We start from the raw sequence: 12,132 nt of genomic DNA, 5'->3' as shown, positions 1-12,132 counted from the left end.
CATGACCGACGAGAACGAAAAAAGGGTCATGCCCGGCGCCGGAAAAGCGCGCCGCCCCCCGCGGGCCTCCTCAGGCCGCCGGCTGCTCGGCCTCCTGCAGCAGACGCCACATCACCTTGCCGCTGCCGCTCTTGGGCAGCGCATCGACGAATTGAACCTTGCGCGGAATCTTGTAGACCGCCATGTTCTCGCGGCACCAGTCGATGATCTGCTGCTCGGTCGTGTCCTTGTGCGTGGCACGCAAGACGACCACCGCCTTGACCGATTCGCCGCGGTAGTCGTCCTTGGTCGAGATGACGCAGGCTTCCTGGATCGCAGGGTGGCGGAACATCAGCAGCTCGACCTCGGCCGGCCACACCTTGAAGCCGCTCGCGTTGATCATGCGTTTGAGGCGGTCGGTGATGAAGAAATAGCCCTCCTCGTCCATGCGGCCCATGTCGCCCGAACGGAAGAAGCGCTTGCCCTCGAACTCGACGAAGGCGGCCTTGGTGGCGTCAGGACGCTTCCAGTAGCCCTGGAACACCTCGGGGCCGTGGATGATGATCTCGCCCGATTCGCCGATGGGCATCTCCTGCAGCGTGTCGGGGTCGACCACGCGCGCGTCGGTGCTCATGAACGGGATGCCCAGGCACTGCTGCTTGGGGTGGTCCGAGGGGTTGGTGTGCGAGGGTGCGGCCGTTTCGGTGAGGCCGTAGCCTTCCTGGTACTTCAGGCCGTACTGCTCGAACAGGCGCTGCGCCACGGCCTGCGGCATGGCCGCGCCGCCGCCGCCGATGTGGGTCATGCTCGTGAGGTCGTAGCTGGCGAAGTTGGGGCTGGCCATGAGGTCGATGACCATGGTGGGGATGTTGGTCCAGCTCGTGACCTTCCAGCGCGAGATGAGCCGACCCGCCACGTCGCGGTCCCAGCGCGGCATGATGACCAGCGTGGCCGCCGCGAGGATCGAGGTGTGCATCATGCTCACCACGCCGGTGATGTGGAACATCGGCACCACGGCCAGCACCACCGCCTCCGACGTGGCCTGGCCCCAGAGCTGGCCGGCCATCGCGTTGTGCATGAGGCTCGAATGGTGGTGCACACAGCCCTTGGGCAGGCCGGTGGTGCCGCTGGTGTAGGGCAGCAGCGCCATGTCGTTGGCGCCCACCACGTGCGCGGGCGCGGGGTGGCCGGCCGCGAGCGCGTCGGTCCACGCCATGACCCGGCCGTCGGCCAGCGCGGGCAGCGGGTGGCGCGTGCCGAGCCAGTCGGCCCACGCCGGCGCGGGGGCGTCGTCGCCGGTCACATGGGCATCGAAGGCGTCGGTGAACTGCGTCACGATGAGGTGCGACAGGCGCTGCTCGGGCGGCAGTGCGTCGCTGGCCTTGGCCAGCTCGGCCGCGAGGTCGCCGGTGGTGATCGCCACCTTGGCGTCGGGGTCGACGATGTAGTGCTTGAGCTCTTCGGCCCGGTTCATCGGGTTGACCGGCACCACGACGGCGTTGGCGCGCAGGATGGCGAAATGCGCGATCACCAGCTGCGGGCAGTTCTGCATGTTCAGCACCACGCGGTCGCCGCGCTGCACGCCCAGCGCATGCAGCGTGCCGGCCAGCCGCTCGACCTGGTCGGCCACCTCGCGGTAGCTCAGCACGCGGCCGAAGAAGACCAGCGCGGCCTTGTCGGGATAGCGCGCCGCCGAGGTCGCGAGGTTGTGCCACAGCGAGGTGGCGGGGACGGTGATCGAATGCGGGAGGCGCTTGGGCCAGAACTTGTAATGCGGGCGTGGTTGCATGGTCTGTGAACAGGCGGAGGAGGAAGGAGAGGGGAAAGGAAAGCGGTGCGAAAAAGGCGCAGTGCGCCAGCCTAAGCCGCACCGGCCGCCGCTCCCATCGGGGAAGCCCCCGGGGCGTCACCTTGGCGACGCCCATTCTTCGTACGTCGGGTATGTACAGGCGCATCGGCTATCGTGCGGGCTCCGCTTCACCTGTGCCTGCCATGCCCGATCCCGCCCGCCCCACCTTGCGCCGACGCATCGCCCTCTTGGGTGCCGCCCTGGCCGCGGCGGGCTGCTCGAGGGTCCCCCGGTTCGGCATGTCGGCCCCGGCGACGGAGCAGCCGTCCAAGGAACCACCGACATGGTTCGTGGCCGACTGCTGGCTCGGGACCGAGGACGTGGTCCCGCCGCACAAGGGCAAGGCCGGTGGCTCGGCGGCCGGCACCCTGACGCTGGCCACCGGGGTGTTCGAATGGCGCGTGAACGCCGCGCGCCTGAGCGGGCCGCCAACGGTCGTCGGCTTCTACGGCCCCGCCGCCACGGGCAGCAATGGCCCGCTGGCGATCCAGCTGCCGCTACGCAGCGAAGGGGAGCCGCGCAACGACGGCGCCGGCTACGAACGGACCGGCACGAGCCGGCTGACGCCCGCCCAGATGGCCGACCTGATGGCCGGCCTCTGGTATGTGAGCGTGTCGACCCCGGCCTGGCCGGGCGGCGAAGTCCGGGGCCAGCTCAAGCGCAGCACCTGGGGCGTGCACGGCGGCTGACATCGGCCCCCGATGCGATGCGCCCTGCGACTACAGACAGGCGCGGATTTCGGAGCGATACCTGCGGTTCTCGCTCCGATCCACCCTCCACCTGACTGAAGGAATGTCCATGGCAGCAGACAAGCACGCAAGCGTTCACTGGGAAGGCGCCGGCAAGACCGGCAAAGGTCTGGTCAGCACCGAGACCGGCGCCCTGAAAGACTACCCCTACGGCTTCGCCAGCCGCTTCGAGGACGACAAGCGCGGCACCAACCCCGAGGAAATCGTCGGCGCGGCCCATGCGGCCTGCCTGACGATGGCCTTTGCCTTCGCGCTGGAAGCGGCAGGCCTGACTGCGACGCGCATCGACACCAAGGCCGCCGTGCGGCTGGCCAAGGACGGCGCCGGCTTCAAGATCGACCGCATCCAGCTCGAACTGGACGCGGCCGTGCCGAACCTCGACGAAGCGAAGTTCCAGGAAATCGCCGCCGCCGCCAAGGCCGGTTGCCCGCTGTCGAAGGCACTGGCGAGCGTGCCCGAGATCACGCTGAAGGCCACGCTGGCCAGCTGACCGCGCTGCTTATGATCGTCTCCACAAAAAAGGAGACGGATCATGAGCAAGCCCACCCGGACCGCATCAGCGGTCCTTTCTTTCGCCCTCGGCGCATTTGGCACGTTCGGCCCCACGGCGGCCCTGGCCGCCTACCCCGACAAGCCGATCAAGGTCGTCATCGGCTTCCCGGCCGGCGGCCCGCTCGACCAGCACGCGCGCCTGCTGACCGACAAGCTGCAGGCCGTGCTCGGCCAGCCGCTGATCGTCGACTACAAGCCCGGCGCGGGCGGCTCGGTCGGTGCCGACGCGGTCGCCAAGAGCCAGGCGGACGGCTACACGCTCATGCTGGCCAACACCGGCGTGGCGGTGATCAACGGCGCGCTCTACAGCAAGCTGCCCTACAACACGCAGCGCGACTTCGTGCCCATTGCGCGCACCGCCATGCAGCCGCTGGCGCTGCTGGTCACGCCCAAGCTGCCGGTGCAGAACCTCAAGCAGTTCATCGACTACGCCAAGGCGCGGCCGGGCCAGGTCAACTACGGCTCGGCGGGCAACGGCGGCATCAGCCACCTCGTGCCCGAGATGTTCAAGACCGCGACCGGCCTCTTCATGGTGCACATCCCCTACCGCGGCAGCGCGCCGGCCTTCACCGACCTGATGGGCGGACAGGTGCAGTTCATGGCCGAGTCGATTCCGCAGGCCGCCAACTATCACAAGCAGGGCAAGGTGCGCGCGCTGGCCGTGACCAGCCGCGAGCGCAACCCCGCGCTGCCCGACGTGCCGACCGTCATCGAGTCGGGCGTCAAGGGCTTCGAGGTGGTGGGCTTCTACGGCTTCCTTGCGCCGAAGGACACGCCCAAGGACGTGGTCGCCAGGCTCAGCGATGCATTCAGGCAGGTGCTGACCAGCCCCGAGGTGCGCGAGCGCATGGTGAGCCAGGGCGCGGACCCGGCCTACCTGGGCAGCGAGGACTTCGCACGCTTCCTCGCGACGGAGACGCCGCGCTGGGACAAGGCGGTGAAGGCCTCGGGCGCGCGGATGGACTGAACCCCGGCCGCGTTCAGCGCGGCGTGGCCGCGTGCTGCTCCAGTTGCGTACGGTCGAGCAGCTCCACGCTGCGGTAGCGCACGCGCAGCGTGCCGTCCTCTTCCCACAGCTTCAGCAGCCGGTTCACGCTCTGGCGCGACACGCCGAGCATGAACGCCAGGTCTTCCTGCGACACGCCCAGCAGCGTGCCGCCGCCGTCCTGCGCCGGCGCGACCGCACGCGCATCCAGCGTGAGCAGCCGGTGCGCGAGCCGCACGGGCAGCGGCATCAGGATCACGTCGTCGATCCAGGCCAGCGCCTGGCGCAGCCGCAGGCACACGAGCCGCGTGAAGGCCATGTGCACATCGGGATGGTCGGCCACCAGCCGGTGGAAGTCGGCCGCGGCGACCACGGCCATCTCGGTGGTGTCGACCGCGCAGGTGTCGTAGACGCGCTCGCGCCCCACCAGCAAGGAGACCTCGCCGAACCAGTGGCCGGGTTCGAGCATCGCAATCACCGCTTCGCGCCCGCCCGGTGCGACCACGCTCACGCGCAGCGAGCCGCCGACCACGCCGAACAGCGCATCGGGCGACGAGCCCTTGTGAAAGAGCGACTCGCCGCGCGCCAGCGTGCGCCGGTGCGCCACGGCCAGCAGCCGCTGCTGCACGTCGTCGGCCAGCCGCATGTCGCTGTTGTGCACGGGGGACGGCTGTGCGTCTGGCTCGGGGTGGCTCGATGGCGTGGGCGTGCGTGGCATCGCGGGTTTGTCCGGAGCGGCGATTGCCAACACCGGACAGTCTTGTTTGTAGGGCGTGCCGATAGTACGCAGCGAGCCCCGCCCAGTGCATTCGCAGCAACCCGGGGCCTGCGTCATTCCCTGTCACATGGAGCACACCCCGATGAACACACCCCTCACCGAACTTCAAGCCCGCCGCGAGCGCCTCGTGCTCGACCATTTCGCCGACGAGACGCGGCAGGATTTCGATGCGGTGCTGGGCACCTTCCCGCATCCGCACTACGAGCTGATTCCCAGCGGCGAGGTGCACGACGGCATCGCCGACGTGCGCCAGTACTACACCGACACGCGCCGCGCCTTCCCTGACCAGCGCCACGAGATCATCCAGCTGCGCCATGCCGACGATTCGGTGATCGTGGAGTTCTGGCTGCTCGGCACGCACCGCGGCCCGCTCAAGGGCCTGCCGCCGACGGGCAACAGCTTTCGCTGCCGCATGAACGCCTTCTTCATCTTCGAGGGCGACCGGCTGGTCTGCGAGCGCGTGTACTTCGACACGCTGACGATGCTGCGCCAGCTGCTGGTGGGCGTGCCCGCGGGAATGGTGGGCGGGCTGGTTGCCGGGCTGCTCGGCCAGACGGCCCCGCGACCTGAGGCAATCACGACGTGACCGGCGGTGCGCGCGGCATCGGCCTCGCTATTGCGCGGCGGTGGTGTGCGACCGATCAACAGCCGCACTGCCCAACGCTCACGTCGATGGGGTGCCTTGCGCAGCGAAATCAAGGGGAGCCCGCAGGGCGGAGGACATTCGCGGAGCAAGGCTCCCCGTCGGCGGGAGCGTCGCCCTGAACAACACCGCACACCTAAAAACGAACGCGTCCTTGGATAGGAAACCCCCATGACCCGAGACCCCGACCCCACCGGCTTCGCGCAGATCACCGAACTCGACGGCACACGCAATGCCGCGATGCCACAAGACCGCCTGCGCGCCATCCGCCACGGCGCCCAGGCCCTGCGCGAGCGTTTGCTCGACGCGCCGCCCGTTCACTTCGCGCGCAGCTTCAACCTGCTGCGCATTCCGTACCCCGCGTGGTTCGCGTTCACCGGCGTGTACTCGCAGCAGCTGCTCAAGCCGCACATGGTGCATCTGCTGGCGCGCACGGTGCTCCTCCAGTACGACGACTTCGAAGGCCGGCTGCGCACGCTGCTCTTCACGCCGGCCGACTTCGAGGCCGGCAACGCAACGCCCTACTTCAAGCGCCTGAGCGACCAGACACCGAAGTTCCTGCACAAGGCCATCGCGCCGGTCTACCAGACCGTGCTGCAGGCACTCGCCAGCTGCGGCGTGGCGCCCGAGCTGATCGACTACATCACCTACGACCACCTGCACACGCAGGACGTGCGCCGCTGGCTCGGCAGTGCGAGCACGCCGGGCCTGCTGCCGAACGCGAAGCTGCTGGTGCATCGCCAGGAACTCGCGAACGTGCAGGGCCTCCTGCCCGTGCAGGCCGAGTGGTACTGCCCGCACGGCCTGGACGGCGTGCCGGCCGAACGCGTCGTCGCCTTCGACGGCAGCCTGCAACTCGGCCGCGGCCTTGCGCTGGTCCACACGCCGGGGCACACCGAAGGCAACCATTCGCTGGTGTACCGCACGGGCGACGGCCTGCGCGTGAGCAGCGAGAACGGCGTGGCCGCCGACAGCTGGGCGCCGCTGCAGTCGCGCCACAACGGCATCCGCCGCTATGCGCAGGCCACCGGCGCCGAGGTGATCCTCAACGGCAACACGCAGGAAAGCAGCAACGACCAGTACCTGTCGATGGTGCTCGAGAAGACGCTGGCGGGCACCTCGGCGCTGCACGGCTTCAGCAACGTCGTGCCGTCGGCCGAGTGCTCGCCGCACTGGCTGTTTCCGGGCGCACCTACGAGCCACCTGTGGGGCGAAACCAGCTTCGGCACGCTCGTGCGGGCCTGACCCGTCGGCACACGCACCACAGCCAAAAAAGAAGGAGACACACCGATGAACACCGCCACCCTCGATGCCGCCGACGCGCGCGCACCGGCTTCGGCCGATGCGCGCGACGACGCCGCGCTCTTTCGCAAGATCACCTGGCGGCTGATGCCGCTGCTGTGCGCCTGCTACGTGCTGAACTACCTGGACCGCACCAACGTCGGCTACGCGCAGCTGCAGATGAAGGACCAGCTGGGCTTCAGCGACGCGGTGTTCGGCCTGGGCGCCGGCATCTTCTTTCTGGGCTATGCAGTGTTCGAGATTCCGAGCAACCTGATGCTCGCGAAGATCGGCGTGCGCGCCACGCTGCTGCGCATCATGGGCCTGTGGGGCCTGGCTTCGGCGGCGATGATGTTTGCCACCACGCCCACGCAGTTCTACGTGCTGCGCTTTCTCATCGGCGTGTTCGAGGCCGGCTTTGCGCCGGGCGTGCTGTTCTACCTGACACTGTGGTTTCCCTCGCGCCGCCGCGCACAGGCCACCGCGCTGTTCTTCATGGCCTTCGGCGCGGCGCCCATCGTCGCGGGGCCGATCGCCGGGCTCACGATGACCTACCTGGACGGCGTGCTCGCGCTGCGCGGCTGGCAGTGGCTGTTCCTGCTCGAAGGCCTGCCGAGCGTGCTGCTGGGCGTCATCGCCTTTCGCACGCTGTCGAACAGCCCGGCGCAGGCGCCGTGGCTTTCGGCGGCCGAGAAGCAGCGCCTGGCCCGCCTGCTCGCCGAGGACCAGGCCGCGCACGGCGCCACCGGGCGCCACACCTTCGGCGCGGCGATGCGCGACGGGCGCGTGTGGCTGATCGGCTTCATGTCGTTCCTGATCATCCTGGGCATCTATGCGCTGTCGTTCTGGCAGCCGACGATCCTGAAGTCGATGGGGCTCAGCGTGCTGCAGATCGGCTTCTATTCCGTGCTTCCCGCCATCGCCGGCATTGCAGCCAACATCGTCGTGGGGCGGCACTCCGACCGGCACCAGGAGCGCCGCTGGCACTTCGCGCTGGGCGCGCTTGCGGGCGCGGCCGGGCTGGCGCTGACCACGTTCTTCATGCAGAGCCCGATCGCCGCCGTGCTGTGCTTGGCGCTCGCGTCGATGGGCATCTCGAGCGCCTTCACCGTGCTGTGGGCGATTCCCGGCAGCTTCATGTCCAAGAGCGCCGCGGCCGCGGGCATTGCGCTCATCAGCACCATCGGCGGCAGCGCGGGGCTGGTGGCGCCGATGATGGTCGGTGCGCTCAAGACGCTCACGGGCGGCTTCACGGCCAGCCTGTATGTGCTGAGCGGTGCGCTGGTGCTGTCGGCGCTGCTCATGCTGGTGGCCCTGCCCCGGAGCGCGCTCGGCCAGCGGTAGCGCGCACCGCCGGCGCACCGCGGCCGGCCCATTTCGGTGCACACGGCTTGCATACCAGTTGGCACAGAAGCTGCTGCTATGCAGGCATATGGCCATCTCCGCATCCGAAATCAGTGCACGCATCGTCGAAGCGGTGATGGCGCAGAAGCTCGCGCCCGGCGCGCGCCTGGGCGAGCAGCCGCTGGCGATGCTGTTCGACTGCAGCCGCACCATCGTGCGCGAGGCGCTCACGCGGCTGGCCGCACGCGGCATCGTCACGGTGAGCGCGCGGCGCGGCTGGTTCGTCATCGAGCCCTCGCAGGACGAAGCGCGCGAGGCCTTCGAGGCGCGGCGCGTGATCGAGCTGGGCCTGATCCGAAGTACAGGCAGCACCGGCCGGATCGACAAGGCCGCCCTGCGCCAGTTGAAGGCACACCTGCAGCGTGAAAAGGCCGCACTGAAAGAGAGCGACGTCGGCCACCGCAGCTTCCTGCTGGGCGACTTCCATGTGTGCCTGGCCGAGTGCCTGGGCAACACGCTGCTGGCCGACACGCTGCGCGACTTCACCGCACGCACCACGCTGATCGCCATGCTCTACCAGTCCACGCACGACGCGGTGCAGTCGTGCGAAGACCACGTGCAGATCGTCGCGGCGCTGGAGCGCGGCGACCACGCCGCCGCCGAGGCGCTGATGGCCGCGCACATCGGCACGGTGCAGTCGGCACTGCGCGTGCAGGCGCCCGCCGACCCGCTCGCGCAGCTGCGCGATGCGCTGGCACCGCTGAACAACACCCCCGCGCCGAAGCACCGCCGCAAGGCCGCGCCCGCTCACGACGCCGACGACGCCACCGATTCATCGACCTACCTAGGAGCCTTGCTATGACCACGTTCACCACTTCTGCCTCCCGTCGCCTCGCCCTCGCCCTGGCCTGCGCCGCCCTGCTTGCCGCCACCGGCGCCGCGCAGGCCCAGAACGCGCTCGACAACGTGCTCAAGGCCAGGACCATCAAGATCGCCGTGCCCACCGACTACCCGCCGTACGGCTCGGTCGACCGCAACATGCAGCCGCAGGGCCTGGACGTGGAGATGGCGCAGCTCATCGCCACCAAGCTCGGCGTGAAGATCGAACTGGTGCCGGTGACCAGCGCGAACCGCATTCCCTACCTGCAGACGCGCAAGGCCGACCTCGTGATCTCCACGCTCGGCAAGAACGTCGAGCGCGAGAAGGTGATCGACTTCAGCGCGGCCTACGCGCCCTTCTTCCAGGCCGTGTACGCCGCCAAGAGCATGAAGCTCACCAGCTTTGCCGACATGGCCGGCAAGACCGTCGCCGTGACGCGCGGCGCCATGGAAGACCAGGAGCTGAACAAGGTAGCGCCGTCGAACGTCGACTACCGCCGCTTCGAGGACAACAACGCAACGATCGCAGCCTTCGTGGCCGGCCAGACACAGACCATCGCCACCAGTGCGGCGGTGGCCGGCGACATGCTCGCCAAGAACCCGAAGGTGAGCGCCGAGTTCAAGCTGCTGCTGAAGGACAGCCCCTGCTTCATCGGCATCGCCAAGGGCGAGACCGCACTGAAGACCAAGGTCAACGAGATCATCGCCGCCGCCAAGAAGGACGGCACGCTCGATGCGATGTCCAAGAAGTGGCTCGGCAAGGTGGCCGGCGACCTTCCGGTCTGATCGAAAGACGCGGCCATGGGCATTGAATTCGACTTCGGCGCGGTGCTCGCCGAGTGGCCGCTGCTGCTGCGCGGCGTGGCATGGACCCTCGGCCTCACGGCGGTGGGCACCGTGCTCGGCCTGGCCGTGGGCACGCTGTGCGCGTGGGCGCGGTCGGGCGGGCCGGCGTGGCTGCGCGTGCTCGCCGGCACCTACGTGGAGCTGATCCGCAACACGCCTTTCATCGTGCAGCTGTTCTTCATCTTCTTCGGCCTGCCGGCCGCGGGCGTGAAGCTCTCGCCCGAGGTGGCGTCGATCATTGCGATGGTGATGAACCTGGGCGCGTACTCCACCGAGATCATCCGTGCAGGCATCGAGGCCACGCCCAGGGGGCAGATCGAGGCGGCCGTGAGCCTGGCGCTCAGCAAGGCGCAGGTGTTCCTGCGCGTGGTGCTGCCGCCGGCGCTCAAGAAGGTGTGGCCCGCGATGGTGAGCCAGATCGTCATCGTGATGCTGGGCTCGGCGGTATGCGGACAGATTTCGACCGAGGAGCTGAGCTACGCGGCCAACCTGATCCAGAGCCGCAACTTCCGCGCCTTCGAATCCTTCATCGTCGCCACGCTGCTGTACCTCGCGCTGGCCGTGGCGCTGCGCCGGTTGCTCGACTGGGCCGGGCCGCGATTTTTCTTCGGCCGCTGATCGCGAGGCACTTTCACCATGGTCGATTTTTCCTTGTGGGACATCCTGCGCAACCTGCTGATGGCGCTGCGCTGGACCGTCGTGCTCTCGCTCATCGCCTTCGTCGGCGGCGGGCTCGTGGGCGCACTGCTGCTGTTCGCGCGGCTGCGCGGCGGCAAGGCGGCGGCGCGGGCCGTGGGCCTGTACGTGCAGCTGTTCCAGGGCACGCCGCTGCTGATGCAGCTGTTTCTCGCCTACTTCGGCATTGCGCTGTTCGGCATCGACGTGTCGGCGTGGACCGCCGCGAGCGTGGCGCTCACGCTGTACACCAGCGCCTTTCTCACCGAGATCTGGCGCGGCTGCGTGGCCTCGATTCCGAAGGGCCAGTGGGAGGCCTCGGGCAGCCTGGCGCTGAGCTTCGGCGAGCAGATGCGCCACGTGATCCTGCCGCAGGCCGTGAAGATCGCCATCGCGCCCACCGTCGGTTTCCTGGTGCAGGTGATCAAGGGCACGGCGCTGGCGTCGGTGATCGGTTTTGTCGAACTCACCAAGGCCGGCAGCATGATCTCGAACGCCACCTTCCAGCCCTTCGTGGTGTTCAGCTGCGTCGCCCTGCTTTACTTCGTGCTGTGCTTCCCCGTGAGCCTGTACGCCAAGACCCTCGAGAGGAAGACCCATGGCCGCCGTGCTTGAACCCCAAACACCACCCGAAGCCGCATCGTTCGCCGCGCCCATCGTGCGCATCACGGCGCTGCGCAAGTCCTACGGCACGAACGAGGTGCTCAAGGGCATCGACCTGGACGTGAAGCGCGGCGAGGTGATCGCCATCATCGGCAAGAGCGGCTCGGGCAAGAGCACGCTCCTGCGCTGCATCAACGGGCTGGAGGTGTTCCAGGAAGGTGCACTCACCGTCGACGGCAGGCCGCTGCTGCACGAGAGCGCGATGGCCATGCGCACGCTGCGCCAGCGCGTGGGCATGATCTTCCAGGGCTTCAACCTGTTCCCGCACCTCACGGTCGGCAAGAACGTGATGCTCGCCCCCACACTGGTGAAGAAACGCTCGCAGGTGGAGGCCGTCTCGCAGGCGCGCAAGCTGCTCGAACGCGTGGGTCTCGCCGAGAAGTTCGACGCCATGCCCGAGCAGTTGTCCGGCGGCCAGCAACAGCGCGTGGCGATCGCTCGCGCGCTCGCGATGGAGCCGGCCGTGCTGCTGTGCGACGAGATCACCTCGGCGCTCGACCCCGAACTGGTGGGCGAGGTGCTGCGCGTGGTGGAGTCACTGGCCGACGAAGGCATGACGCTGCTGATGGTCACGCACGAGATGAGCTTTGCGCGCAAGGTCAGCGACCGGGTGATCTTCATGCACCAGGGGCGCGTGCACGAGATGGGGCCACCGGCGGATCTGTTCGGCAATCCGCAGACTGCGGAGCTGAAGCAGTTCCTGTCGTCACTGCACGACTGACCGAGGGCACGGACCTGGGCTATCCTCGGGCCATGGCTTGCCTGCAGAACGCGTCGATTATTCGCACCATCTTCCAGATGGTGGGTTAGCGCGCGGTTCCACAAGTTCACGCCATACGACCCGCCCCACGAGGCGGGTTTTTCGTTTCCTGGGGTTCATCTTCCAAGCCAGACCCCCAGGAGAAATGC

The 12,132-nt window shown here is 68.4% G+C and carries 13 protein-coding genes; 11 read left to right on the top strand and 2 right to left on the bottom strand.

Annotated elements, in window-relative coordinates:
• Window positions 1-70: 70 nt before the first annotated feature.
• Entirely contained in the window at window positions 71-1,768 is a 1,698-nt protein-coding gene (locus tag ASD34_RS15655) for a long-chain fatty acid--CoA ligase (RefSeq protein WP_056579277.1), read from the bottom strand.
• A gap of 299 nt (window positions 1,769-2,067) precedes the next feature.
• Between ASD34_RS15655 and ASD34_RS15650 the strand changes: the two genes are divergently transcribed.
• From ASD34_RS15650 to ASD34_RS15640, 3 genes are all read left to right on the top strand, one after another.
• Entirely contained in the window at window positions 2,068-2,517 is a 450-nt protein-coding gene (locus ASD34_RS15650) for a CHRD domain-containing protein (RefSeq protein ID WP_162248707.1), read from the top strand.
• Between the two features lie 109 nt (window positions 2,518-2,626).
• Window positions 2,627-3,067, top strand: a complete 441-nt coding sequence (locus tag ASD34_RS15645) for an OsmC family protein (protein ID WP_056579273.1) — start codon at window positions 2,627-2,629, stop codon at window positions 3,065-3,067.
• Window positions 3,068-3,109: 42 nt separating this feature from the next.
• On the top strand, window positions 3,110-4,096 hold the full coding sequence (locus ASD34_RS15640; RefSeq protein ID WP_056579271.1) for a Bug family tripartite tricarboxylate transporter substrate binding protein: 987 nt from the start codon (window positions 3,110-3,112) through the stop codon (window positions 4,094-4,096).
• 13 nt (window positions 4,097-4,109) lie between these two features.
• Here ASD34_RS15640 and ASD34_RS15635 read toward each other — a convergent pair whose 3' ends face one another.
• Window positions 4,110-4,832, bottom strand: a complete 723-nt coding sequence (locus ASD34_RS15635) for a Crp/Fnr family transcriptional regulator (RefSeq protein ID WP_056579268.1) — start codon at window positions 4,830-4,832, stop codon at window positions 4,110-4,112.
• A 142-nt stretch (window positions 4,833-4,974) separates the two neighbouring features.
• Here ASD34_RS15635 and ASD34_RS15630 point away from each other — a divergent pair, with 142 nt between their 5' ends.
• The 8 genes from ASD34_RS15630 to ASD34_RS15595 all read left to right on the top strand — a co-directional run bounded on the left by ASD34_RS15630 (window position 4,975) and on the right by ASD34_RS15595 (window position 11,944).
• The gene (locus ASD34_RS15630) at window positions 4,975-5,478 is read left to right on the top strand and encodes an ester cyclase (RefSeq protein WP_056579263.1); all 504 of its coding nucleotides are present in this window, start codon (window positions 4,975-4,977) and stop codon (window positions 5,476-5,478) included.
• 228 nt (window positions 5,479-5,706) lie between these two features.
• Window positions 5,707-6,780, top strand: coding sequence for a hypothetical protein (locus ASD34_RS15625; protein WP_056579260.1), 1,074 nt, complete (start codon window positions 5,707-5,709; stop codon window positions 6,778-6,780).
• 45 nt (window positions 6,781-6,825) lie between these two features.
• The gene (locus ASD34_RS15620; RefSeq protein WP_056579255.1) at window positions 6,826-8,160 is read left to right on the top strand and encodes an MFS transporter; all 1,335 of its coding nucleotides are present in this window, start codon (window positions 6,826-6,828) and stop codon (window positions 8,158-8,160) included.
• Between the two features lie 88 nt (window positions 8,161-8,248).
• Entirely contained in the window at window positions 8,249-9,022 is a 774-nt protein-coding gene (locus ASD34_RS15615) for a GntR family transcriptional regulator (protein ID WP_056579253.1), read from the top strand.
• Complete coding sequence (locus ASD34_RS15610) at window positions 9,019-9,825, top strand: transporter substrate-binding domain-containing protein (protein ID WP_056579251.1); 807 nt, start codon at window positions 9,019-9,021, stop codon at window positions 9,823-9,825. The genes ASD34_RS15615 and ASD34_RS15610 overlap by 4 nt, the downstream gene beginning before the upstream one ends.
• Window positions 9,826-9,840: 15 nt before the next feature.
• Window positions 9,841-10,503, top strand: coding sequence for an amino acid ABC transporter permease (locus ASD34_RS15605; protein ID WP_056579250.1), 663 nt, complete (start codon window positions 9,841-9,843; stop codon window positions 10,501-10,503).
• 18 nt (window positions 10,504-10,521) lie between these two features.
• Window positions 10,522-11,175 carry an amino acid ABC transporter permease gene (locus ASD34_RS15600; RefSeq protein WP_056579247.1) on the top strand — a complete coding sequence of 218 codons (654 nt, stop codon included), beginning with the start codon at window positions 10,522-10,524 and terminating at the stop codon, window positions 11,173-11,175.
• On the top strand, window positions 11,159-11,944 hold the full coding sequence (locus ASD34_RS15595) for an amino acid ABC transporter ATP-binding protein (RefSeq protein WP_056579245.1): 786 nt from the start codon (window positions 11,159-11,161) through the stop codon (window positions 11,942-11,944). The genes ASD34_RS15600 and ASD34_RS15595 overlap by 17 nt, the downstream gene beginning before the upstream one ends.
• Window positions 11,945-12,132 lie beyond the last annotated feature (188 nt).

Source organism: Variovorax sp. Root473 (assembly GCF_001426505.1).
GTDB lineage: Bacteria > Pseudomonadota > Gammaproteobacteria > Burkholderiales > Burkholderiaceae_C > Variovorax.
Note: the sequence above shows the minus strand (reverse complement) of the source record. Positions and strands in the feature narration are given on the sequence as shown.